We start from the raw sequence: 24631 nt of genomic DNA on the forward strand, positions 1-24631 counted from the left end.
GGACCGACGGCACGGCTTGCGCCACGCCGAACGGGAGACCTCCGCCGGCCCGCATCTGCGCGGGACCGGGAGGTCAGGGCTGATCCGTCACTCCGCCGAGGCGATGATGTCGGTGAAGCGCTTCTGCGCGTCTTCCGGCGTCATCGACGCATTGGCGAAGAACTCCGAGAACAGGTCTTCCTTCTGTTTCTGGCTGTCGGCCGACAGAAGCTGGTCCGTGCCCTGGATCACGTTGCCCTTGGCAAGAATGTCCAGGCCCTTCTTCATGCAGTCGTTGGCAGCAGTGAGGTCGACGTCGCCGCGCACCGGCAACGAGCCCTTCTTCAGGTTGAACGCAACCTGCGTCGCCGGGTTCAGAAGCGTCGATGCCAGCACTTCCTGGGCCTTCGACTTTTCCTCGTCCTTCAGGAGCGGGAAGTAGAAGGCATCGCCACCGGTCGAGATGACTTCGTTGACGCCGAGACCCGGCAGGCAGGTGTAGTCCGTCCCGGCCTTCTGGCCGGCAAGCTGGAATTCGCCCTGCGCCCAGTCGCCCATGATCTGGCCGCCGGCCTTGCCGGTGATGACCATGTTCGTCGCCTGGTTCCAATCCTGGACATTGGTGCCCTTCGACATCCGGCGCGCATCGTCAGCAGCCTTGAAGACCTTGGCGATTTCGGGACCGGCGGCCACTTCCTCGTCCTTGTCGCCAAAGACCTTCTGGAACGTATCCTTGCCGGCGATCGCCACCATCAGCACGTCGAAGGCACCGGCTGCCTGCCACGCCTGTCCGCCAACGGCGAGTGGCACGATGCCGGCCTTTTCGAGTGCCGGTGCTGCTGCGACGAACTCGTCCCAGTTCTTCGGCACATCGACACCAGCCTGCTTGAATGCGGCGTTCGACAACCAGAGCCACTGCCAGGAGTGGATGTTGACCGGAGCGCAATAGATCTTGCCATCGATGGTGCAGGAATCGAGCAGGCTTGCCGGCTTGATGATGTCCTTCCATTTCTCCCTGGTCGCGACATCGGTAAGGTCGCGCATCAGCCCGGCCTCGACAAGCTCCTCGGCCTGGCGACCATGGTTGAACTGCGTGGCTGCCATCGGGTCGCCACCGGTAATGCGGCTGACCATGATCGGCCGCGCCGTGCTGCCGGCGCCGGCAATCGCACCATCAACCCAATGATTGCCGGTCGCGTCGAAAGCCTTTGCGAGCTCGGCCACCGCAGCTGCCTCGCCGCCCGATGTCCACCAATGGGTTACTTCAAGATCGGCAGCACTTGCCGCACCGAGCGGCAGCGCCACCGTCACCGCCAAAGCGGCCGCGAAAGAACGTAAATTCATGAGTCTCCTCCCTCACTGTAACGTTACCGTAAAAAACTTAGAGGAAACGTTCCCGGTCCGCAACTCCCACCCCAATGAATTTAAACAGAAACTTTATATGCAACCCAAAGAGGCAATTCGAGAGGCCCGACGATAGCGAGATTCGGCACTCACGCGAGCGAATAACCGATAGAATCGACCGCTATCCGGCTGATATTCATGATATTTGCGTTCATCTTCAGTCATCATGCTGCAAGCAGCGTCTCGCAAGCGCGAAATGCTCGATCTCGCAGACGCAACTCAACCAGAGTGTTTCATCTGCCGCAGCGCAGCAACAAAATTGCTCGACAGATCTACTGTATCGTTACAGATTTATGAGAAGGTCGCCTTCCCGAAGCAGGATAGCTCCGCGTCACAATTCGTATATAAGGCGATGAAGTGACGCGGAACGGGACGGCGGGAGCAAACTGGCCGGACGGGTTTCGCACCGGCTGGGTGGAAGCCGACGGCAACGGCAAGGGCGGGCGTGGGTACGGCGATGGACAGCAAGACGAAGAACAGACCGCTGACGCCGCCGGATGGCAGCAGGCCGACGTTGAAGACGATCGCCTTCATGACCGGGCTCGGCATCACCACCGTTTCTCGCGCCCTGAAGGATGCACCCGATATCGGCGCGGAAACCAAGGAGCGTGTACGCCTCGTCGCCAAGCAGATCGGCTACCAGCCGAACCGCGCCGGCGTGAGGCTCAGAACCGGCAAGACGAATGTCATCAGCCTGGTGCTGACACTGGAAGAAGAGATCATGGGCATTACCAGCCCCATGGTAGTCGGCATCACCGAGGTGCTTGCCGGCACGCCCTATCATCTCGTCGTGACGCCCTATAGCGCCACCAAGGATGCGCTGGCGCCAATCCGCTATATCCTCGACACCGGGGCTGCCGATGGCGTCATCATCTCGCGCACGGAACCGCACGATCCGCGCGTCGCCCTTCTGACGGAACGCGGCCTGCCCTTCGTCACCCATGGCCGCACCGAGATGGGCGTCGTCCACCCCTATCACGACTTTGACAATGAGCGTTTTGCCTATGAGGCGGTGCGTGAGCTGGTAGAGCGCGGCAGAAAGCGCCTGGTGCTGCTGGAGCCGCCGCCGCACCTGACCTTCTATTCCCATATGCGTGCCGGCTTCGAGCGCGGACTTCGCGACTTCCATGCGGATGCGGTCAGTTTCCACCACATCAACATCGACCACACGCTGGTCGAGATCCGCGACGCCTTCGAAACGCTGATGCGCTCGGACGATGCGCCCGACGGCATCGTGTCGGGCAGTGGCTCGGGCGCGATCGCGCTGATCGCCGGGCTGGAAGCCGCCCAAAAGGTGCTCGGCAAGGATGCCGACATGGTCTCCAAGGTGCCGAGCGACTTTCTGCGCTGGCTCCGGCCGGAAGTGGTGACCATGTACGAGGACATCCGCGTTGCCGGGCGCGAACTCGCCAAGGCGGTGATCGGCCATATCGACGGCCAGCCCTCCGAAACACTGCAGAGCCTCAGCCAGCCGGAGGTCCAATCCGCCGTTCCGGTATCGATCAAGCGCTAGCAGCTCGGTACCGGGCTTCGCGCCTGTGACATTTGCGGTACCATCGCCGGGCGGCTTTCGTCCGCACACGGCAACCTGTAGACGCACCGACTTCCGGGCGCTAGACGACCCCTTGCTTGAAAATGAGGGTCCGCAAATGAACATCGTCGTGAGAAAAGCCAGAGCCGAGGACGTGGAGCCGATCTTCGACATCCGCACCAGCGTCGTCCAGAACCACCTCTCGCGCGAACAACTGTCCGACATGGGCATCACGCCCGAGACACTGATCGAGATGCTGGCGGCCGATGCCGGCATCTGGATCGCCGAGGTTGACGGCATCCCCGCCGCATTCTCCTCGATCGACGACGAGGACGGCTCCGTCTTCGCGCTCTTCGTCAGCCCGGACTTCGAAGGGCTTGGACTTGGACGGTTGCTGTTGCAGGAGGCGGAAACCGCTCTCTTCCGCACTCATGAGACAATCTGGCTCGAGACCGACGGCCACGACGGTATCCGCGCCAACGGGTTCTACCAGAAGCACGGCTGGATCCACGTCGACACGATGGCGAACGGCGACGTGCGATACGAGAAGCGGCGCCCGGCCGAATAGGGTCTCGGCCCTACAGGTCGGCCAAAAACCGCTCGACACGGCCCCAGGTAAGGCGGGTCGCCTCGGCATCGTAATCCGGCAGCGAGGCATCCGTATAGAGATGGCCGACGCCGGGATAGGTGAAATCTTCCAGCGCAATCGGCGAACGCGCGGCCAGCGCCCGCCATTCGGCGACATCCTCGGCCGGCTCGTAGATATCCGGATCGGCCAGGTGCAACTGCACCGGCACACCGTCACGGGCGTTCTCGGGGATCCCGACGATGCTGTGCAGCAGCAGAACGCCCGATGTTTGCGGCCGCCTTTCCCAGAGATGCGAGGCAATGGCAGCGCCGAAGGAGAAACCGCCAAGCACCGCCGATACCGGCTGCCCGGCGACCGCCGCTTCTGCCCGCTCGCATAGTCCGCGCCAACCGATCGCATCCTTGAGCGCGAAGCCCTCGTCGACCGAGCCGACCACCTGGCCGCCGAAGAGATCGGGCGTGATGACAGAGTGGCCCAAGGCCCTTAGCCGCGCGGCAGCATCGCGCTCGAGCGCACGCAGCCCGCGGATGGAATGAAACAGGATCACTGTGGCCATCGATATGCTCCTCGTGCCCGTAGGGCTGCATGTAAACCGGCACCCCGCACTTCGGCGCTGTGGGTAGCACCAGCCGAGCTTCACCACGGGCCCCTGCCCCCGCCTGGAGTATTTCCTGACGGAAAAGTGCGAAGCGGTTTTCCGTCAGGAAATGTGTAAAAGCAAGCCGCTGGAGCGTTTCTGCGTCTAAGTCCAAAGCGGCAACGCTCTAGAAGCTGACTGACAGATCGAGCTTGCAATCCCACACGTCGAGATTGGCCTGGCCAAAGCTCAGGTAACCGGCGCTCGCTTCCAGTTGCAGCGCATTGGTAATCAACATTCGAACGCCCGACCGCAGAGAGAAGGACCAGGGCGATGGCGTGGCAAGCGACAGGTCGCCGGTGAGAATCTGCCCATCATTCGGTCGCTCGTACTCGTATTTTGCGCCGACTTCGGCAAACGCCAGAAATGGCGTGCCGCCCGGCGCTTCGAAGAAACGACTGACCTCGGTCGTTGCTTCGATATAGCCGTAGTTGAAGCTTTCGCCCGGCAGCGCGACGTCGATCGGCAGGCTGAAGATATCGCCGGTCAGGCTATAGGCGTCATTGGCGATATGCGAGAAGGAAGCCGTCACCTTCGGGCGTACGAAGTATTCGTCCCATTTGTACTGACCGTGAAGGTTCAACTCGGCGGAATAACGTTCCGACGTGAAACTGCCATCCAGTATGCTCAACTCCAGTTCATTGTCGTAGCGGCCATAGGTGAGAGAGCTGTCCAGGGCCCACTGTGGCGAAAGCCGTGTCGCTATATATGGCCCGACGCTGAAGCCGTTCGTATTTACCTGCAGGTCATCGCCAAAGCCGTCGCTTTCGCTTGCCTCGATTGTGAACGTCATACCGACCACGACATCGTCATTCAGGCGCCGATCGAGTGCGAACGTCGCATTGCGAAGGGTCGTATCGATATCGAGGCCGAAACGCTCGTCGGAAATGCCCATGACACGGCCGCCCATACGGAAATTCCACAGCGTCTGCTGGCCAAAATCGCGACCTTCGGTCAACGGCACCTGATTGAGGCGGGCCTCCTGTTGGCGCGCGGCTTCCGCCAGGACCTCCCGTGAGCAGATTGGCAATTGCATCCGCTCGTCGTCTCTCGTTCGTGGCTGAGATCGCGGATCAATGCAGTAATAGGCCGATTGCTGGGCCGACACCCGCGTGTCGGTCGCAATCTTCAGATTTCCGCCGTCGGACCGGACGATCACGATGGGCGGCTGCACGCCGCCAGGCAGCGTGCCACCGGGTGGCGCCACGCCGCCCGGCAGGGTTCCGATAGGGGGCTGGACACCGCCAGGGACCGAACCGATCGGTGGGCTGACTCCGCCCGGAAGCGATCCTATCGGCGGCGTCGCACCACCTGGGAGCGAACCAATCGGCGGTGCTACGCCGCCGGGCACCCTGCCGATCGGTGGCGTCACGCCACCGGGAAGTGAGCCGATCGGAGGCGCAACCACCCCCGGAAGCGACGCGATGGGTGGCGCCACCCCACCGGGAAGCGAGCCTATGGGCGGCGTCACTCCGCCTGGGAGTGAACCGATAGGCGGCGTCACCCCACCGGGGAGCGAGCCGATAGGTGGCGTCACCCCACCGGGAAGCGAGCCGATCGGTGGCGTTACGCCACCGGGGAGCGAGCCGATCGGTGGCGTCACCCCACCGGGAAGCGAGCCGATCGGCGGCGTTACGCCACCGGGGAGCGAGCCGATGGGCGGCGTTACCCCGCTGGGCAGATTGCCGATCGGTGGCGTGATGCTCGCCGGCGGTGCGAAATCAGGAAAGATGTTGCCGATTGGTGGCACGACGCGCCCAGGCATGACGATGGACGGCATGTTGATATTCGGCGGGAGGGTAAAATCGCGCTTCTGGTTCTGGGTGTCGATGAGACAGGGCTTGCCATCGCTGACATCATAAAGCTTGTGTGTACCGCCGTTTCCCTGGGAAACGAAGGGCGAGACGGAAAGGTGAAGACCACGCCGGGACTTTGACCACGTATCAACCGTCTGGTTGCCCTGAGCAGACTCCAGGCTGAACGAACCCGCCGGCGTACCCGAGAGCCATACCGAGTTCGACCCGTCCCGAATATTGCCGAGATAACTCAAACCGCCGCCGTTGCAGTTCTGTGCGGCCGCCGATAACGGACTGCCAAGGACGCATAACAGGGTGAAAGCACCGCATTTCAACCTGGACAGCAGATGCATAGCGGTCGCTCCCCCGCACATGACAATCGCCGCAGAGTGCCCGCGCGTTTTAGCTTATGTCAATCTTCAAAAATACCGGGTTAATTCTGACATAGACGACAAAATGACCGTAAATCCCAATGCGATACGCCGGGATGTACTGAAATGAGGCGACAAATACGGGAGCAGGCACGACCAGCCTCGGGAAAAGACTAACCAACCTCTTAGGACGATGCGTGCTGCAAGGCCGCTCTGCGGATCAAAACGAAACGGGGCGGCCAAGGCCGCCCCGTTCGAAACGCAGGATCAAGACCTCGCTCGCCGATCAGGCGTTGAGGCCGCTGCCCCACGGACCATGATGGGCGTCGGCACCGTCGACGCGGTCGAAGCCGTGGGCGCCGAAGAAGTCGCGCTGGGCCTGGATCACGTTGGCCGTGCCGCGGCCGCGGCGGTAGCTGTCGAAATAGCCGAGAGCCGAAGCGAGCGCTGGTGCCGGCAGGCCGCCAAGCGCGGCAGCCGAAACGACGCGGCGAAGTGCTGCGTCGGTTTCCTTGACCATGGCGGCAAAGGCCGGGGTGACGATCAGGTTTGCCGCATCCGGCGCCTTGGTGAAGGCGGTGGTGATTTCATCCAGGAACTGCGAGCGGATGATGCAGCCAGCGCGCCAGATCTTGGCAATCGTTGGCATCGGCAGCGACCAGTTGAACTCCTTCGAGGCGGCGGACATGACGGCGAAGCCCTGCGCATAAGCGCCGATCTTGGCGGCCAGCAGCGCGTTCTCCAGGTCCTTGATGAAGGCGGCCTTGTCGGCAACCTTGAACTCGCCGACCGGAGGCAGGCCGAGGATCTTCTCGGCGGCTTCGCGCTCTTCCTTGGCGGACGAGATGCTGCGCGCGGCAACGGCCGCTTCGATCGCGGTCGCCGGAACGCCCATGTTCTGCGCCTCGATCACCGACCACTTGCCGGTGCCCTTCTGGCCGGCCTTGTCGAGGATCAGGTCGACGATCGGCTTTCCGGTCAAGGGATCAGCTGCCTTCAGCACCTTCTCGGTGATTTCGATCAGGTAGGAATTCAGCCGGCCCTTGTTCCAGGTACCGAAGACGTCGCCGATTTCGCCGGCCGTCATCTTCAGGCCGTCGCGCAGGATGCCGTAGATTTCGGCGATCATCTGCATGTCGGCATATTCGATGCCGTTGTGGATGGTCTTGACGAAGTGGCCGGCGCCGTTTTCGCCGAGCCAGGCAACGCACGGGTCGTTGTCATACTTGGCGGCAATCGAGGTCAGCACGGTCTCGACACGCTTCCAGGAGTCTTCCGTGCCGCCGACCATGATCGACGGACCGTGACGCGCACCTTCTTCGCCACCGGAAACGCCCATGCCGATGAAGGTCAGTCCCGAATCCTTCAACGCGTCGAAGCGGCGCATCGTGTCGCGGAAGTTGGCGTTGCCGGCATCGATCATGATGTCGCCCTTGGCCAGGTACGGCTCGAGGATCTTCATCTGCTGGTCGACCGGCTCGCCGGCCTTGATCATGATGATGATCGGACGCGGCGGGCGGATGGCAGCGACAAAATCTTCGATGGTGTCGCACGGCACGATCTGGCCCTGAAGTTCGCCGGCTTCCGCGTAGAATTTATGCGTCGCCTCGACGGTGCGGTTGAAGACCGCGATCTTGTTGCCTTTTTCAGCGATGTTGAGCGCCAGGTTCGAACCCATGACGCCGAGACCGATAAGGCCGATTTCCGCCTGTGACACGTGATTGCCTCCATTGGACAGCAGAGCCGGACGCGATCGGGATAAACGCGTGGGAGCCGGCCCCTCGAATTGAACTTCGCGCGCTCGCATTGCCCCTCGGGAAAGGGGCGGACGCGAGATGCGACGGCGGAGGCTGTTTTGGCATTCAAATCGATTAACGACAAGCGATTCTTGAGAAAATCACTCCTTTTCGGGCTTTCCGTCGCCATCGTCGAGCACGCGCCAGGAGGCGCCTTCAAGGTCTTCGTACTGGCCGCTCTTCAACGCCCAAAGGAAGGCGACGAGACCGAGCCCCCCTAAGAACAATGCGATCGGAATGAGATAGATCAGCGTGTTCATGAGGCGGTCCCAATCGCGTCCAGCGGTGTCGGCGCCGACCTTTCGGCGGCCTCGGTCTTCTTGACGCTGGCTGCACGCAGCCGCAGCGCATTGGCAACCACGATCACCGACGAGGTCGACATGGCAACGGCGGCAATCAGCGGCGTCGCATAACCCATGATGGCGATCGGAACGGCGATGATGTTGTAACCGATCGCCAGCGCGAAGTTCTGGCGGATCAGTCGGCCGGCGCGGCGCGACGTGTCGATCGCCATCGGCACGGCGTCGAGACCCTGGTGCAGGAAGACGAAATCCGCGGCCTGACGGCCGACATCGGCAGCCGTTGCCGGCGCCATCGACACATGCGCAGCGCGCAGCGCCGGTGCATCGTTGATGCCGTCGCCGACCATCAGCACCCGGTGGCCGCCCTCGGCTGCAGCCGCGCATTCCTCGACCTTGCCGCGCGGCGACAGTTCCGAACGCCAGCTGATAATACCCAGCCTGCGGGCAAGTGCCGCGACAACAGGTTCACGGTCACCGGAGAGAACGCCGGTCGCAAACCCCAGGCGGGTCAGCTTGTCGACGCTTTCACGCGCCAGTGGCCGCAGCCGGTCTTCGAAGCGGAAGCAGGCAAGCTCGCGTCCGTCGAGCGACAGGATCACCTCCGACTGGCCGCTCGCCTCGCCGGCGTCGCCGCAGGCAAAGGCGCGACTGCCGAGGCGATAGAGGCCTTCGGCCGTCTGCGCCTCGATGCCTGCACCCGGGATCTCGCGGATATCGCCGGAAAGAACCGGCGCGATCGGCGCCGCGTCATGGATGGCCATGGCCAGCGGGTGGCGCGAATGCACGGCAAGGCCGGCGGCAGTCGCAAGCACCGTCGGCTTGATCTCGGCGCCATTGGTCAGGCGCGGTTCGCCCGCCGTCAGCGTACCGGTCTTGTCGAACAGTACCGTGTCGATCTCCGCAAGCCGCTCCATGGCGGAGCCATCCTTGACCATGACGCCGTTCTGGAAGAGCCGGCCTGCGGCAATCACCTGCACCACCGGCACCGCCAGCCCGAGGGCGCAGGGGCAGGTGATGATCAGGACGGCGACGGCCACCAGCATGGCATGATGGAAATCGCCATCGATGAACATCCAGCCGGTAAAACTTAGGAACGCCAGCAGATGCACCGCCGGCGAATAGTATTGCGCAGCGCGATCGGCGATACGGCGGTAACGCGCCCTTCCCCCTTCGGCGGCCTCCATCAACCCCATGATCTCGGCCAGCAGCGAGTCGCGCGCAGCGGCCGTGGCCTCGATCGTCAGTGGCCCGGTCAGGTTGAGCGTACCGGCCTCGACGGTGTCGCCGATATGGACAGGCGCCGGTGCGCTTTCGCCGTTGACGATCGACCGGTCGAGGTCGCTCGAGCCGACGAGGATCCTTCCATCAACAGGGATGCGTTCGCCGGCCGCAATCGCCAGCCGTTCGCCCGGCTTGATCTCGTCGACCGGCCGATACTCGCGAGAGCCATCGGCATCGACAACCATCGCGCCACGGGGCGACAGGCGCGCCAGGCTGCTGATCGCCGAGCGGGCGCGGCCACGCATCATGTGGTCGAGCGTGCGGCCGATGAGCAGGAAGAACAGGAGCATCACCGTGCCGTCGAACCAGGCATGGGTACCGTGGGTGATCGTCTCGTAGAGCGAGATGCCGTAGGACAGCGTGATCGCCAGCGCGATCGGCACGTCCATGTTGGTGCGGCCGTGCTTCAGCGCGTTCCAGGCGGAGGAATAGAAGAACCGGCCGGCATAGATCAGGGTCGGCGCGGCGATCAGCGCCGAAATCCAATGAAAGAGATCGCGTGTTGCAGCCTCGGCACCGGACCAGACCGAGACCGAGAGCAGCATGATGTTGGTCGAGGCGAAACCGGCGACGGCCACGGCCCGCACCAGCTGTTTCAGATGCGTGTCGCCGTCTTCCTCACCGGGGGCAAACAGATGCGTCTCGTAACCGCGCTCGCGGATCGCGCGCGCCAGTTCGCGCGGATCGGTACGCGTGCCGGCAACGTCTTCCTTCCAGACGACCGATACCCGGCGCGAGGAAAGGTTGACGCGAGCGCGCTCAACCTCCGGCCGGATCTTCAGCGCGGATTCGATCGTGGTGATGCAGGCGCCGCAGTGGATACCGGGCACGCTGAGGTCCGTCTGGCGCAGGCCACCGCCAAGCGCCCGGCTGGTCAGCCAAAGCTCTTCGGAGCTGGGCAGTCCCTGCCCTGATCTGTCGATCTCCAGCGCGGTTTCGGCGCCGGCAGCACAGCAGCTCATGGGCGCTCTCCCGGCGCGATGAAGCGAATGGCCTGGCGGTAGACGACTTTGTCGCCTGACGTCGCGGTGATGTCGGCGATCCACTGGCCGCGTTTCAGATCGGTCGCGGCGACGAAGACGCCCTCGCCTTGATGCGCCATCTCGACCCGCACGTCCTCGTGCTCCTCGACCGGACGCTTGAACACGGCGACCACTTTGTCAGCCGAGGTTTCGGCCTTGCCCTGGCGCGTCAGCGTGTAACGCACGGCGCCCGGCTCAAGGCTCAGCTTGCCGTCCAGGCCGCTTGCCGCAAAGGCGCGCGCCTCCTTGACCTTGCTGTTGAACTGCTGGCTGGCGACATAGGTGTTCTGAACGACCAGCCCGCTCCAGCTATGGCTGGCATTCCAGGCCATGATCAGGTTGACGGTGATGATGGTGCCGAAGAACAGCACCATCACGCCGAGCATGTGCCATCCGGTGAAGACGCGGGGTTGCCTGCCTTGGTCAGCGGTCATTTCGCGGCTCCCGGTGTGTTGAAGTTGGCCTTGTAGACGTCGCGTTCATGGCTCGACGGATCCTCCACGATCAGGCTGAAGCCGTCTTCCGCTTCGCCGAGTTTTTCTTTCGGCACAGTTACGAACACCTTCAGCGCCGTCACCTTGTCCGGATCGACGCCGACGGCAAAGCTGCGGCCGTCGCCCGGAGCGTGGCCGGCGATGCGCATCATCGCCGAAGGCATGCCGTCGATGGTGAGCGTGATCGTGCGCTGTTCGGGGATCATGTTCAAGAGCTTGACCATGTAGCCATTGCGAACCGATCCATCCGATTCGAGCACGAATTGCGGGTTGCGATCGTGCAGGACGTTGAGTTCGAGTCGGTCACGCGCAAGCAGCGCATAGAGCAGGCCGATGCCGACAAGCGTCCACACACCGAGATAGACCAGCACGCGTGGCCGGAAGACGATCTTCCAGTTGAAATGCTTGACCTTGTCGACGAACGTGCCGTCGGCATCGCGCACCCGGGCAGGCTCGATTGCCGTCGTGCCACCATTGGTGGCAAGCGCCATGTTGGAGGCATAGTCGCTGAGCGTCGCATAAGCGATCAGCCCGCGCTCGCGACCGAGCTTGTCCATGACGTTGTCGCAGGCGTCGATGCAGAGCGCGCAGGTGATGCATTCGAGCTGCTGGCCGTCGCGGATGTCGATGCCCATCGGACAGACGACCACACAGGCATTGCAATCGACGCAATCGCCGACGCTCTCGCCTGCGGCTGCCGCCTTCTTCTGGTGGCGCGAGCGCGGTTCGCCGCGCCAGTCGTTATAGGTGACGACGAGCGAGTTTTCATCGAGCATGGCCGCCTGGATACGCGGCCACGGGCACATATAGGTGCAGACCTGCTCGCGCATCAGCCCGCCGAAGACATAGGTCGTGGCCGTCAGGATAGCGACGGTCATATAGGCGACGGCAGGCGCTTCCAGCGAGACGAAGCTCTTCAGCAATGCAGGCGCATCGGCAAAGTAGAAGATCCACGCGCCGCCGGTGGCGATACCGATCAGGATCCAGATCGAATGTTTCGTCACCCGCTTGGTGATCTTGGCCATTGTCCACGGCCCGGCGTCGAGCTTCATGCGGGCGTTGCGGTCGCCCTCGATATAGCGCTCGACAACGAGGAACAGATCGACCCAGACCGTTTGCGGACAGGTATAGCCGCACCAGGCGCGCCCGACGGCCGATGTCACCAGGAAGAGGCCGAAGCCCGCCATGACAAGAAGTCCGGCGACGAAGAAGAATTCCTGCGGCCAGATCTCGATGAAGAAGAAGTAGAACCGGCGGGCAGCGATATCGACGAGCACCGCCTGGTCGGGGGCATGTTCGCCGCGGTCCCAGCGGATCCAGGGCGTCAGATAGTAGATACCGAGCGTCACCAGCATCACCAGCCATTTGAACTGGCGGAATCGTCCCTCGGCGCGCTTCGGGAAGATCTTCTTGCGCTTTTCGTAGAGTGGCTTGCGCACATGCGCCGCGTTGACCGCCTCGGCCTCGTGGCGTTCGACGATGGGGGCGTTTGTGGCGGATTGAGGCTGCATGGTGTGGGAAATCCCCGAATATATCGCGTATTGAACGCTGTTTTGCCCGATTTGCCCGCCCGAAACGTTGATCTGTGTCAAGTTTGCGGGCTAAAGCGACCGCATGCGTCGAAACGTCCGGCCCCGATGCCGCACGACCTAATGGCACTTGCCACACCACGACATCTAGCCAAACCAACGAGGACCGCATGGACACGATCATCGGCTTTCTGAACACGATCTTTTGGGGCTATGTCCTGATTTATGGCCTTCTCGCCGTCGGTATCTATTTCACCATCCGGCTCGGCTTTCCCCAGATCGTGCATTTCGGCGAGATGTTCCGTGTGCTCAGCAGCGGCGGCTCGAAGGATGCGGCCGGCATCAGTCCGTTCCAGGCGCTGACCGTCAGCCTCGCTTCGCGCGTCGGTACCGGCAATCTCGCCGGCGTTGCCGTCGCGCTCTATCTCGGCGGACCGGGCGCCACGTTCTGGATGTGGATGGTCGCCCTCGTCGGCATGGCGACCGCCTATGCGGAAAGCGCGCTTGCCCAACTCTACAAGGTCAAGAACGAAAACGGCCAGTATCGCGGTGGTCCTGCCTTCTATATCGCCCGTGGTCTCAATGCGCCGTGGGCTGCGACGATCTTCTCCGTCTGCCTCATCCTGTCCTTCGGTCTCGTCTTCAATGCGGTCCAGGCCAATTCGATCGCCGATGCGGTCCAGGGCGCCTTCGGCGTTCCGAAGATCGTGGTCGGCATCGCCGTTGCCGCACTCTCGGGCATCGTCATCTTCGGCGGCATCCGCCAGATTGCCCGCGTCGCCGAAATCGTCGTGCCGTTCATGGCCGGCGCCTATCTGCTGACGGCGGTCTACGTGCTGATCGTCAACGCCTCGCTGGTCCCGACAGTGCTGTGGACGATCGTCTCCAGCGCCTTCGGCCTGCAGGAAGCGGCAGGCGGCGTCGCCGGCGGGGTGACCGCCGCGATGATGAACGGCGTCAAGCGTGGCCTTTTCTCCAACGAAGCCGGCATGGGCTCGGCGCCTAACATCGCAGCCGTCGCCACGCCGGTTCCGCATCACCCCGCCTCGCAAGGCTTCGTGCAGTCGCTCGGCGTCTTTATCGACACCATCCTGATCTGCACCGCGACATCGGTGATGATCCTGCTCTCCGGCACGCTTGAGCCCGGCTCCGGCGTCACCGGTACGCAACTCACCCAGGCGGCGATGAACGCCCATATCGGCTGGGCGGGCAGCTATTTCATTGCAATCGCGATCTTCTTCTTCGCCTTCACCTCGATCATCGGCAACTATTCCTACGCGGAGAACGCGCTGACCTATCTCGGTGCCGCCAACCGGCTCGGCGTGACCCTCATGCGCTGCGCCGTTCTCGCCATGGTCGTCTGGGGCGCCTATGAGAGCATCGCCACAGTGTTCGACGCTGCCGACGCCTCCATGGGCCTGATGGCAACGATCAACCTCATTGCCATTCTGCTCCTGTCCGGTACCATTGCCAAGCTGACGAAGGACTATTTCGCCCAGCGCAGACAGGGTGTCGAACCGGTGTTCCACGCCGCAGACTACCCGGAACTGCAGGGGCAGATCGACGGCGAGATCTGGTCGCGCGACTAGGGCGGAACGAGACCGGCAACGGGACTTCGACGCTGACGGAGAGCAAGGCATGCACGGTACGCTTCAGCCCATGACGCTTGCCAAGCGCTGCGGCGTCTACCGCGAGCGCGCCGCACCTGCCTCGCTTGCCATCCATGTAGAATGCCTCTGGAGCCACGCCATACCGGAGGGGCCGCGCCAACCCATGGCTGTCGTTCCCGACGGTTGCGCCGATATCATCTGGTCGAGCCGGGGTCTCGTCGTCGCCGGGCCAGACCGGGTTGCGGCCTTTCCGGCCATCGACCCCGGCGAGACCGTGGTGGGCTTGCGCTTTCGCACCGGCATTGCAGCCGCCTTTCTGCGTGCGCCGCTCTCCGGGCTGACCGGCACTGTCGTACCGCTAGAAGCCTTCTGGGGTGCCGCGGCCCGCGAACTCCATCTGCAAATGGTCGAAGCCGAAAGCGTGGCAGCGCGGACCATCATCCTTGCACAAGCGGCAGAACAAAGGCTGCCGATGATTGCTGCCCCGCCTGGTGACATCGCCGCCTGCCTCGCGCACCTGCGAAAGGGGCACCCTACGTCGTCGGATAACCCGATCCGGTTGCTGGCGCAGGCAACGGGAACCAGCGAGCGCACGCTGCGTCGCCGTTGTCACGAACACTTCGGCTACGGCGCCAAGACGCTCGACCGCATCCTCCGCCTTCAACGCTTTCTCTCGGCGTGCCGAAGCAATACGCAGGCGAGCCTGTCCACACTTGCTCTTGATACCGGCTATGCCGACCAGGCCCACCTGACCCGCGAGAGCCGGGAGCTGACCTCGCTGTCGCCGCGAGAAATCCGGCATCAACTCTCAAGCTGACTGGCCGTTTCGTTCAAGACGGCAACGCCGTGCAGTGCTATCCCCTTGATTGCAGCAGCAAACGCAAGGCGAGCGAGCGCATGACGACACTGGCAGCGAACATCATCCACATCTCCATCGAGCGCGACTGGCTCGACGTCTACGCTTTCATGGCAAAGCCGGAGAAGATGCCTCTCTGGGCATCGGGCCTGTCGTCCGGCCTCATACGCGACGGTGACGACTGGATCGCTCCGGGACCGCTCGGCAATGCGCGCGTGCGCTTTGCACCAGACAACGCCTTCGGCGTCGTCGACCATCTGGTGACGCTTGAAAACGGCCTGAAGGTGCAGAACGCCCTGCGCGTCGTGCCGAACGGCGATGGTGCCGAGGTGATGTTCACGCTGCTGCGGCAGGCCGATATGAGCGATGAACAATTCGCCGGCGATGCCGAATGGGTGGCAAAGGATCTGGCCGCGCTGAAGTCAATTCTGGAATCTGAAAACGACAGGACACATCATGGGTAACAAGGGCAATGACCGCCGCATCGACTATGTCGAGTTCAACGTCTCCGACATCGCCGCCAGCAAGGCGTTCTATGGCGGCGCCTTCGGCTGGACCTTTACCGATTACGGCCCGCAATATTGCGAGTTCCAGGACGGCCGGTTGACCGGCGGTTTTACCACGACAGGCCCGGTCAGATCAGGCGGGCCGCTGATCATCATCTATGCCGACAAGTTGGAAGATGCCTTGACGAACATCGAGGCTGCCGGCGGAAAAATCCTGCAGCCGATCTTCCCCTTCCCCGGTGGCCGGCGCTTCCACTTCGCCGACCCTGACGGCTACGAGCTGGCGGTCTGGTCGGCGCAATAGCGGGCAAAGGCGCCGGCTTCATTCCACTGTGGACAGCCGGCGCTCACGTCTTGAGATTTTACGCCGACTTAATCTTTGCAGCCCAAGATTGCGCGCGAAAGCAAAAAGCGGCAAAGGGCGCTGGGCAATGTCAGACGAGCACGAGTTTCTGCGCAATTCCGTCATCATCGGCGCCCATCCCGACGACGAGCTTTTGTGGTTCACCTCGATCCTGAAGAAGGTCGACGAGGTCATCATCCTCTACCGCGACATCTGGTCCGAGCCGCAGATGGGCGACGCGCGCGTTGCCGCGATCAAGGCCTATCCGCGCGGCAATATCCGTTTCCTCGAGATGGAAGAGACCGGCTCGTTCGACTGCGCCGACTGGACGAACCCGAAGCCCGGCCCCTATGGCATGGAATTCGGCACTGAAGGGACACGCCGCGAGGCCAAGCGGGTGGTCAAAAAGTCGCTGTCGCAATTCATGCCCGGCAGCTTCCGCCACTCGACGCGACCGATCGCCCAGGCCTATCGCGACAACTACGAAACGCTCTACCGCACGCTGCTGCCGCTGCTGAAGCCCGATATGAACGTCTTCACCCACAATCCCTGGGGCGAATATGGCCACGAGGATCATGTGCAGGTGTTTCGCGTGCTCGACCGGCTGCGCGACGAGATCGGCTTCAAGCTGTGGATGTCGAACTATTGCACCGAGCGGTCGATGCCGATGGCGATGCAGTATTTCAGCCGCAAGCCGGTCAACTATATCAGGCTGCCGGCCGACAAGGCCTTTGCCGAGGAGGTCGCTGCCGTCTATCGCGACAACGGCTGCTGGACCTGGCGCGACGACTGGATCTGGTTCGATGATGAATGCTTCATGGAAGCGCCGCGCAGCAAGCCCGAGGGCAACGGCTTCCACCTGCTGCCGATGAACCTGTTCAATTTCGGCACCGTCGTGCGCCGGCCGGTCAGCGCGCCGCTCATTCTGGGTGCTGCCCTTTCCAGCGTCGTCGTCGGCGCCACCATCGCTGCAGCGCTGGAATGACAAAGGCCGCGTCTTTCGACGCGGCCACTTCCTGTAACTCAAAGATGGGCGCCGCCCCTCATCCGCCTGCCGGCACCTTCTCCCCGCACGCGGGGCGAAGGCAGCCAGCCTCACCGGCCGCGCCAATCATCAACGTTGAGGTTGGGCGAGAGTATCGCTTCCAGCGGCTCTCTCCCCGCTGGCGGGGAGAGATGTCCGGCAGGACAGTGAGGGGCAAAACCTCACGCCAACCGCCGGCGTTCCCTTACTCGCCCCCACCCAGCGAATGCACGAACACCGCAAGCTGCTTGACCGTGGTGTCGCCGAGGCGCGGCAGCCAGGCGGGCATGACGCCGTGCTTGGGTGCCTTCATCTGCGCGACGATTGCCTGCTCGCTCGAACCGTTGAGCCAGAGCGCATCGGCAAGATCGGGCGCGCCGAACTCGCGGTTGCCCTTAGCGTCGGCGCCGTGGCAGGAGGCGCAATTGGCCTCGAACAACGCCTTGCCCTGCTCAACCATTGCCGCATCCGAAGGCGTACCCGTAAGGCTGACGACATAGGCTGCCGTCTGCTTGATTTCCTCCGGCTTGAGGATCTCGGTAAAGGACGGCATTTCGGAGACGCGCGTGTCGTCGTCGCCTGTATAGCGAATGCCATGCGCCACCGTCTGGTAGATCTCCTCCGGCTTGCCGCCCCACAACCAATCGTCATCGTTGAGGTTGGGGAACCCGGCCGAACCGGCAGCACCCGAACCGTGGCACTGCGCGCAATTGACCTTGAAGGCCGAGGCGCCGGCTGCCACCGCGAACTGGTGAAGCTGCGGGTCGGCGATGATCTGATCGAGCGAACTTGCCGCGATCTTTTCCAGGTTGCCGGCCTGAGCCGCCTTGGCATCAGAAAGCTCGACGCTGAGCTCCGCGCGGCTGGAGTAGCCGATGACGCCCTTGGTCGCATCGGTCAGAAGCGGCACCGCCGGATAGACGACCATATAGCCGATTGCCCAGACGATGGTGGCGTAGAAGGTGTAGACCCACCAGCGCGGCATCGGGTTGTTGAGTTCGCGGATACCGTCCCATTCGTGGCCGGTTGTTTCGACGCCGCTGATCTCGTCGACATGTTTGTCCGCCATGGATCAATCCTCCTTCAGAGGTATGGCTGCGGCCCGTTCGGCGGCCTGCTTGGCGCCTGGCCGGAAGATGAAGGCGACGACGCCCAGGAAGAAGATCACCATGCCGAGCAGTGCCCAACTGTCGGCGAATTGGCGCATGGCCGTGTAGGTTTCCATGTGCGTATCTCCCTTAGCGATAGCCGGTGGTGTCGTCATAGGTCGAGAAGTCGACGAGCGTGCCGAGCATCTGGAGATAGGCGACAAGCGCATCCATCTCCGTCAGCCTCTGCGGATCGCCGTCGAAATCCCCGAGCTTGGCCTTGGGGTAGCGCGCCTCGATGCCTGACGTATCCGCATTCGGGTCGGCCTGCGCCTTGATGTCGGCGGCGGCGTTCTCCACCATTTCGTCCGAATACGGCACGCCGACGGCCCTGTTGGCCTTCAGCTGGCCGGCGACGTTGCGCACATCGAGCGGCGTCGCCTTGAGGAAGGCGTAGCTCGGCATCACCGATTCCGGTACCACCGAGCGCGGCTCGATCAAGTGCTGCACGTGCCACTCGTTGGAGTAGCGGTCGCCGACGCGGGCCAGATCCGGCCCTGTGCGCTTCGATCCCCACTGGAACGGATGGTCGTACATGGATTCCGCCGCCAGCGAATAGTGGCCGTAGCGCTCCACCTCGTCGCGGAACGGACGAATCATCTGGCTGTGACAGACGTAGCAGCCTTCGCGAATGTAGATGTCGCGTCCTGCGAGCTCCAGCGGCGAATAGGGCCGCATGCCTTCGACCTTCTCGATGGTGTTTTCGAGATAGAACAGCGGCGCGATTTCAACGATGCCGCCGATCGAGACGACGAGCAGCGAACCAACGAGCAACAGCGTTCCGTTGCGTTCCAGGGTGGCGTGTTTGTCGAGAATGGACATGGTCTATGCCCTCCTATTCCGCAGCCTTGAGCACGGGCGTCGAACCGAAGATCGGAGCTTCGTCGCGCACGCGGCCGAGGATGGTCATTGTTACGTTGAAGGCCATGAGCAGAGCGCCGGCGAGGAACAGGGCACCGCCCAGTGCACGCAGCACGTAGTAGGGCAGCATGGCCGCGACCGATTCCGCGAAGGAATAGACGAGGAAGCCCTGGTCGTCGTATTCGCGCCACATCAGGCCCTGCTGGATACCGGCAACCCACATGACGGCGGCGTAGACGACGATGCCGAGCGTGGCGAGCCAGAAGTGCCAGTTGACCATGCGCACGCTATAAAGGCGCTCGCGGTTCCACAGCTTCGGTGTGAGATAGTAGATCGCGCCGAAGGTGATCAGTCCGTTCCAGCCGAGCGCGCCCGAATGCACGTGGCCGATGGTCCAGTCGGTATAGTGGCTGAGCGAGTTGACCGTCTTGATCGACATCATCGGACCTTCGAAGGTCGCCATGCCGTAGAACGCGACGGCCATGACCATCATGCGGATGATCGGGTCGGTGCGGATCTTGTCCCAGGCGCCCGAAAGCGTCATCAGGCCGTTGATCATGCCGCCCCAGGAGGGCATCCACAGCATGATGGAGAACACCATGCCCAGCGTCTGCGCCCAGTCCGGCAGAGCCGTATAGTGCAGGTGGTGCGGGCCGGCCCAGATGTACATGAAGATCAGCGACCAGAAGTGGATGATCGACAGGCGGTAGGAATAGACGGGGCGATTGGCCTGCTTCGGGATGAAGTAATACATCATGCCGAGGAAGCCGGCCGTCAGGAAGAAGCCGACGGCGTTATGGCCGTACCACCATTGCGTCAGCGCGTCCTGCACGCCGGCAAAGGCCGAGTAGCTCTTGGAGCCGAGGAACGACACCGGGACCGCCAGGTTATTGACGATGTGCAGCATCGCGATGGTGACGATGAAGGCGAGGTAGAACCAGTTCGCCACGTAGATATGTGGCTCCTTGCGCCTGAGCAGCGTGCCCATGAACACCGCGAGATAGGCAACCCAGACGATCGTCAGCCACAGGTCGACATACCATTCCGGCTCGGCATATTCCTTCGACTGGGTGATGCCCAGCAGATAGCCGGTGGCAGCCATGACGATGAACAGCTGATAGCCCCAGAACACGAACCAGGCGAGATTGCCGCCGAACAGGCGGGCGCGGCTGGTGCGCTGGACAATGTAGAACGAGGTCGCGATCAGCGCGTTGCCGCCGAAGGCGAAGATCACCGCCGAGGTGTGCAGCGGCCGCATGCGGCCGAAGTTGAACCACGGCTCGATGTTGAGGTCCGGAAAGGCCAGTTGGAGCGCAACCACAACGCCCACGAGGAAGCCGACGACGCCCCAGAAGACGGTGGCGATGACGCCATACTTCACCACGTCGTCGGAATATTCCGACAGCGGCGCGGCCGCCTTGCCTGCGGATGCCGTGCTGAAATCGAGGCGTCGCAGCATGACAATGGTGCCACCGAGCAGCACGAAGAACAGCACCCACATATGGGCTTCAAACTGCCGGTCCTGGGCAAACCCGGCGCCTAGCAGCGCCAGGAATGCACCGATCCCGAGCAGGATCGTCTCGAAAGTGTATTTCATGGTTGGGTCCCCAACTTTATCCGATGCAGACGCGTGGGCACACCGAGAGATGGCATGGCAGCGCAGCTTGCCGGAACCTGTCAGAATCGGGGCGCCTGCACCTTGATTCAGATCAAGGCCAGCCACGCCGACTTGCATCACCCTCACGAAACAATGAGGGAGCGCCATAGGAGTTGGCGTCAGAACAGCATGAAGAGAACGAATGACAACGGCCGGATCAGGCCATGGACCGGTTTGCCGCCACGCCCTGCCCTTTCGGGCGAACCGCGGGCGTGGCTGGCGCGCGCGCATCAGGAGCAGCTCGCGCTCTGCAACAGCCTGGAGGAAATCGCCGACAGCCTGCCGGCCGAAATCGACCGGCAAAAATGCGCCTACGCCGCCAAGATGCTGGAGCCGCTGATCCGCGAACTGCATTCCGGCGAAGAAAGTGCAGTATTCCGCTGGGTCGAGCAGAACTGCGGCGACGACCCTTCGATATCAGCCACGCTCGCGCGGCTGAAATACGAGCACTGCGAGGATGAGTGCTTTGCCGAGGAACTGACGGAGATGCTGGTGAAGCTCGGCGCAGCCGATGACAGCGTGAATGCGGAGACTGCAGGCTACATGCTGCGTGGTTTCTTCACAAATCTGCGCAGGCACATCGGTTTCGAGCAGGAATGTCTTCGCACGCTGCTTCCGGCCAGTTCGGACGTCGTCCACGCCGACATCAACTGAAGGCGCCGCAGCCCCGCTGCCTGATTCCCTGGGTCGGACACGATCCGGGGATGAATTGATTCTGCCCGTTCAAGGCGTCGCACTGGCCGTGCGCCAAGTTCGGTGCGGGGCGCCTGGGGCGGCGCCGCGGTTTCGCAACCGAGCCGACGATGTCCTCAGGCGGCGATCGCGCGGCGGCGGTCCGCATGTTCCTGGATCACCAGGATCGCGCCGATGAGCCTGCCGGTGCTCGACATGCATGGCGTCAGCTTGCATCGCACGACGACCGTTCGCGCATCGACGGTCTTGGCGAAGGTGTAGTCGACCACCTCGCCGGCAAAACAGCGATCCAGATAGTTCTTGACCCGCAACTCGAAGCGCTGGATGCCGATGAACTCGACGATGTGCCGGCCGATGAGATCCATCGGGCGGCTCTCGAGATGGTTGGCATTGAGCGGATTGGTATAGAGATACCGATAGTCCGGCGTGATGACCGCAATGCGGTCCGGAAAGCTGTCGAGGATCGCTTCGTTGAGGAGCCCCTCGTCGGCCCGCCCCTTGTGCGGCGCAGGGGCGCGCTCCAGGCGCAACTCGGCGGCGTTGACCGCGCCGGTAGCCGCGAAATAGCGATTGATCAGCGATTGCAGCAGTTGCGAATGGCGCAGCACGCAAGAAATGTCGTCGGCCTCGACACGCAGGATATCGATCAGAAACTGGAACTGAAGACGGGCATCCTCGACGCTCACTGCCTTCTCATCATAGACCGACTTCAAAATCGGATCGAGTTCGCGATCCAGAAGTCCGATCAGATGCTCGTCTGCCGTACGTACGGCATACTGCAGCTGTGAATACTTGAACCAGAACAGCTCAATCAGTGCGTTCAATTCGAAACCCCAATTCCCCCACGGCCGAGGCCGCGCCGATGCACTAAAACGACAGGCTTTGATGGTGTAGACGCTGATCCGGGTTTTGACGCCTCCCTCACACCTGTCGCGAAAACCGCGCGTCTTTGGCTACCCAAAGCGCTTGCAGTCTGTCCCCCGCGACACAACGGTGAGTTTACACTCATTGCTGCGCCGTTCAACATCTGAAAGGAAAGCTTGCCGCCTGCAAACGTTTTCACAACCGCAAAGGCGCCGTTTTCCGGCGTCAGAGGTAAAAAGCCGACTTGGAATCCAGCGTTGCAACCGCGCGAGCGCAACACTTCTTCGCCTTCAAGGAGAATCAGTCCTTGAGATGGCGCTTGATGTGCCACCGATCGTGGTACCAGAGCCACTGGCCGGGATATTCCCGAACCCAGCTCTCGACCTTGTCGTTGAGCACCTGCGCGGTGGCGTTGACGTCGACGGCGCCATCGGCCTTGCGCGGGATGTCGATCGCCGGTTCCAGCTCCAGCCGGAAACGGTTGCCGGGCAGCCGGATGCAGCGGGCGGGATAGACCTCGCAGTTGAACTGGCGCACGAGCTTGGCCAGCAGCGGGTTGGTCTGCACATCCTGCCCGAAGAACTTGGTCTTCAGGCCCTTGCGGAACTTCTGGTCGACGAGCACGCCGACGCCGTTGCCCCGCTCAAGCTGACGCGCCAGCGCAAAGGATGAGCCCGCATGCGACGGCACGAGATTGCCCATGCGCTGCTTGCGGAACTCGAAGACCTTTTCGGCGACGTAAGGGTTGTTTGGCGGGCGGAAAAGAACCGTCACTTCAAGCCCGAAGGCGGAGCCCGCGACGGGCAGCATCTCGAAGTTGCCGCTGTGAGCGGTAAAGACGATAAAGGGGCGTGGATTGTCGCGCAGTTCAAGGAACAGCGGAACGCCCGACACTTCGACACGGCCGGGCGTGGTCGCCTCGGGGTCGAAATCGAACAGCCGGTCGAGGAAGACATATTCGGCCGCCATGCGGCCCATATTGCCCCAGCTCTCCATGGCGATCGCTTCGATCTCGGCTTCGCTCTTTTCGGGAAAGGCGTTGCGCAGATTGGTCAGCGTCAGTTTGTGCCGGCCGGTCTTCGGGCCGATGAAGCGCGCGACGCGATCCATGAAGCGGATCGCGCCGTCGGCCGGAAACAATTTCAGGATCGTCAGAAGCAGAAAGACGAATTGCGCAATCAGCCACTGCCGGAAATGATCCGCCGCCAGAACCAGCCGTGTGATCAGCATGCGCACGTGGATCAATCCATCTTCAGGATGATCTTGCCGAAGATCTGGCGCGATTCCATGCGCTCCAGAGCCCGGTCGATCTCGTCGAAGCCGACCTCGGTGTCGATGACCGGATGCACCAGCCCACGCGCCATCTTCTGCATGGCGTTGGCCATGTTTTCCATGCGGCAGCCGAAGGAGCCGAGCAGCTTCAACTGCTGCTGGAACAGCATCATCAGGTTCATGTCGGTCGACACGCCGGACGTCGAGCCGCAGGTGACCAGGCGGCCTCCCCGCTTCATGCAGAGCATGGAGCCGGCCCAGGTGTCCTTGCCGACGTGTTCGAACACGACGTCGACGCCCTTCTTCTTGGTGAGCTTGCGCACCACACCTTCGAAGCGGTCGGTGCGGTAGTTGATGACGTGATCGGCGCCGAGCGCCTTGGCCTTCTCGATCTTGTCGTCGGAGCCGACGGTGGTGATGACGGTGCAGCCGATCTTCTTGGCAAGCTGGATCGCCGCCGAGCCGATGCCGGAGCCACCGGCATGGACGAGAATGGTTTCGCCCGGCTCAAGCTTGGCATTGTCGAACAACATGTGCTCGACCGTGCCGAAGGTCACCGGTGCAAGTGCTGCCGCAACGGCGTCGATACCCGGAGGTGCCGGCACCAGCAGGCGGGCAGGAAGATTGATCTTCTCCTGCGCGAAGCCGTCGAGGTGGAAGCCGTGCACGCCGCCGACATGTTCGCAGAGGTTGTCGCGGCCTTCGCGGCACGGGCGGCAGAGGCCGCAGGTGCGCGCGCCATAGATTGACACCAGCTGGCCGGGAAGCACGCTCGAAACACCCGGGCCGATGGCGTCGACGACACCGGCTGCCTCGGCGCCGATGACGAGCGGCATCTTGCGCTTGGCAAACGCCATGCCGCGCCAGCCCCACACGTCGATGTGGTTGAGCGCAACGGCCTTGACCCGGAGCGTGACTTCGCCAGGGCCTGGCGCTTCCGGCTCGGGAACGTCGGTGATTTCGAGCTTGCGGTCATCGAGCAGTTGCAGGGCGCGCATGATCTTTCCTCTGCCTTGGCGGCATCATTTCGTCGTGAAGGTTCCGCTGCCTGTTCCCTCAAACCGGG

General features: G+C 62.7%; 23 protein-coding genes. 8 read left to right on the plus strand and 15 right to left on the minus strand.

Annotated features, from left to right (window positions below; all coding sequences use genetic code 11):
• Positions 1-87: 87 nt before the first annotated feature.
• Entirely contained in the window at positions 88-1323 is a 1236-nt protein-coding gene (locus tag AC07UR_RS10260; RefSeq protein WP_173420238.1) for an ABC transporter substrate-binding protein, read from the minus strand.
• 517 nt (positions 1324-1840) lie between these two features.
• On the opposite strand from AC07UR_RS10260, the gene AC07UR_RS10265 reads away from it, so the two are divergent.
• Together AC07UR_RS10265 and AC07UR_RS10270 are read left to right on the plus strand one after the other, a co-directional pair.
• On the plus strand, positions 1841-2896 hold the full coding sequence (locus AC07UR_RS10265; protein ID WP_209791356.1) for a LacI family transcriptional regulator: 1056 nt from the start codon (positions 1841-1843) through the stop codon (positions 2894-2896).
• Between the two features lie 136 nt (positions 2897-3032).
• Positions 3033-3482 (plus strand): GNAT family N-acetyltransferase, encoded by a 450-nt coding sequence (locus AC07UR_RS10270; protein WP_209791357.1) that lies wholly within the window; start codon positions 3033-3035, stop codon positions 3480-3482.
• A gap of 10 nt (positions 3483-3492) precedes the next feature.
• Here AC07UR_RS10270 and AC07UR_RS10275 read toward each other — a convergent pair whose 3' ends face one another.
• The 7 genes from AC07UR_RS10275 to ccoG form a co-directional block, all read right to left on the minus strand.
• Positions 3493-4059 (minus strand): dienelactone hydrolase family protein, encoded by a 567-nt coding sequence (locus AC07UR_RS10275; RefSeq protein ID WP_209791358.1) that lies wholly within the window; start codon positions 4057-4059, stop codon positions 3493-3495.
• 208 nt (positions 4060-4267) lie between these two features.
• Entirely contained in the window at positions 4268-6190 is a 1923-nt protein-coding gene (locus AC07UR_RS10280; RefSeq protein WP_494700035.1) for an autotransporter outer membrane beta-barrel domain-containing protein, read from the minus strand.
• Positions 6191-6593: 403 nt separating this feature from the next.
• Positions 6594-8024, minus strand: a complete 1431-nt coding sequence (gene gnd / locus AC07UR_RS10285) for an NADP-dependent phosphogluconate dehydrogenase (RefSeq protein ID WP_209791360.1) — start codon at positions 8022-8024, stop codon at positions 6594-6596.
• 180 nt (positions 8025-8204) lie between these two features.
• Positions 8205-8363, minus strand: coding sequence for a cbb3-type cytochrome oxidase assembly protein CcoS (ccoS, locus tag AC07UR_RS10290; protein ID WP_077503804.1), 159 nt, complete (start codon positions 8361-8363; stop codon positions 8205-8207).
• Complete coding sequence (locus AC07UR_RS10295) at positions 8360-10648, minus strand: cation-translocating P-type ATPase (RefSeq protein WP_209791361.1); 2289 nt, start codon at positions 10646-10648, stop codon at positions 8360-8362. Before AC07UR_RS10295 ends, ccoS begins: the two co-directional genes overlap by 4 nt.
• Positions 10645-11142: a FixH family protein gene (locus tag AC07UR_RS10300; protein ID WP_209791362.1), complete on the minus strand. Its 498-nt coding sequence runs from the start codon at positions 11140-11142 to the stop codon at positions 10645-10647. Before AC07UR_RS10300 ends, AC07UR_RS10295 begins: the two co-directional genes overlap by 4 nt.
• The gene (gene ccoG, locus AC07UR_RS10305) at positions 11139-12713 is read right to left on the minus strand and encodes a cytochrome c oxidase accessory protein CcoG (RefSeq protein ID WP_173420246.1); all 1575 of its coding nucleotides are present in this window, start codon (positions 12711-12713) and stop codon (positions 11139-11141) included. The genes AC07UR_RS10300 and ccoG overlap by 4 nt, the downstream gene beginning before the upstream one ends.
• 188 nt (positions 12714-12901) lie before the next feature.
• Between ccoG and AC07UR_RS10310 the strand changes: the two genes are divergently transcribed.
• From AC07UR_RS10310 to AC07UR_RS10330, 5 genes are all read left to right on the plus strand, one after another.
• A complete protein-coding gene (locus tag AC07UR_RS10310) occupies positions 12902-14320 on the plus strand; it encodes an alanine/glycine:cation symporter family protein (protein ID WP_209791363.1) in 1419 nt (472 codons plus the stop codon).
• Between the two features lie 49 nt (positions 14321-14369).
• A complete protein-coding gene (locus AC07UR_RS10315; protein WP_209791364.1) occupies positions 14370-15158 on the plus strand; it encodes a helix-turn-helix domain-containing protein in 789 nt (262 codons plus the stop codon).
• Between the two features lie 80 nt (positions 15159-15238).
• Positions 15239-15661 carry an SRPBCC family protein gene (locus AC07UR_RS10320; protein WP_209791365.1) on the plus strand — a complete coding sequence of 141 codons (423 nt, stop codon included), beginning with the start codon at positions 15239-15241 and terminating at the stop codon, positions 15659-15661.
• Positions 15654-16007, plus strand: a complete 354-nt coding sequence (locus AC07UR_RS10325) for a VOC family protein (RefSeq protein WP_209791366.1) — start codon at positions 15654-15656, stop codon at positions 16005-16007. The genes AC07UR_RS10320 and AC07UR_RS10325 overlap by 8 nt, the downstream gene beginning before the upstream one ends.
• A gap of 127 nt (positions 16008-16134) precedes the next feature.
• Positions 16135-17031 (plus strand): hypothetical protein, encoded by an 897-nt coding sequence (locus tag AC07UR_RS10330; protein WP_209791367.1) that lies wholly within the window; start codon positions 16135-16137, stop codon positions 17029-17031.
• Between the two features lie 244 nt (positions 17032-17275).
• Here the strand turns inward: AC07UR_RS10330 and ccoP are convergent, their stop codons facing one another.
• The 4 genes from ccoP to ccoN are packed head-to-tail and all read right to left on the minus strand — an operon-like array spanning position 17276 to position 20676.
• Positions 17276-18139: a cytochrome-c oxidase, cbb3-type subunit III gene (gene ccoP / locus AC07UR_RS10335; RefSeq protein WP_209791368.1), complete on the minus strand. Its 864-nt coding sequence runs from the start codon at positions 18137-18139 to the stop codon at positions 17276-17278.
• 3 nt (positions 18140-18142) lie between these two features.
• Complete coding sequence (locus AC07UR_RS10340; protein ID WP_077503813.1) at positions 18143-18295, minus strand: cbb3-type cytochrome c oxidase subunit 3; 153 nt, start codon at positions 18293-18295, stop codon at positions 18143-18145.
• 13 nt (positions 18296-18308) lie between these two features.
• Complete coding sequence (ccoO, locus tag AC07UR_RS10345; RefSeq protein WP_209791369.1) at positions 18309-19040, minus strand: cytochrome-c oxidase, cbb3-type subunit II; 732 nt, start codon at positions 19038-19040, stop codon at positions 18309-18311.
• Positions 19041-19053: 13 nt separating this feature from the next.
• Positions 19054-20676, minus strand: coding sequence for a cytochrome-c oxidase, cbb3-type subunit I (ccoN, locus tag AC07UR_RS10350; RefSeq protein ID WP_173420254.1), 1623 nt, complete (start codon positions 20674-20676; stop codon positions 19054-19056).
• A 189-nt stretch (positions 20677-20865) separates the two neighbouring features.
• On the opposite strand from ccoN, the gene AC07UR_RS10355 reads away from it, so the two are divergent.
• Positions 20866-21390: a hemerythrin domain-containing protein gene (locus tag AC07UR_RS10355; RefSeq protein ID WP_173420255.1), complete on the plus strand. Its 525-nt coding sequence runs from the start codon at positions 20866-20868 to the stop codon at positions 21388-21390.
• A 155-nt stretch (positions 21391-21545) separates the two neighbouring features.
• Here the strand turns inward: AC07UR_RS10355 and AC07UR_RS10360 are convergent, their stop codons facing one another.
• The 3 genes from AC07UR_RS10360 to AC07UR_RS10370 form a co-directional block, all read right to left on the minus strand.
• On the minus strand, positions 21546-22253 hold the full coding sequence (locus AC07UR_RS10360) for a PAS domain-containing protein (protein ID WP_173420256.1): 708 nt from the start codon (positions 22251-22253) through the stop codon (positions 21546-21548).
• A gap of 340 nt (positions 22254-22593) precedes the next feature.
• Positions 22594-23523, minus strand: coding sequence for a lipid A biosynthesis lauroyl acyltransferase (locus AC07UR_RS10365; RefSeq protein WP_173421031.1), 930 nt, complete (start codon positions 23521-23523; stop codon positions 22594-22596).
• A gap of 11 nt (positions 23524-23534) precedes the next feature.
• Positions 23535-24563: a zinc-binding dehydrogenase gene (locus AC07UR_RS10370; protein WP_173420257.1), complete on the minus strand. Its 1029-nt coding sequence runs from the start codon at positions 24561-24563 to the stop codon at positions 23535-23537.
• Between the last annotated feature and the right edge of the window lie 68 nt (positions 24564-24631).

Source organism: Ensifer sp. GW821-FHT05G01 (assembly GCF_059419585.1).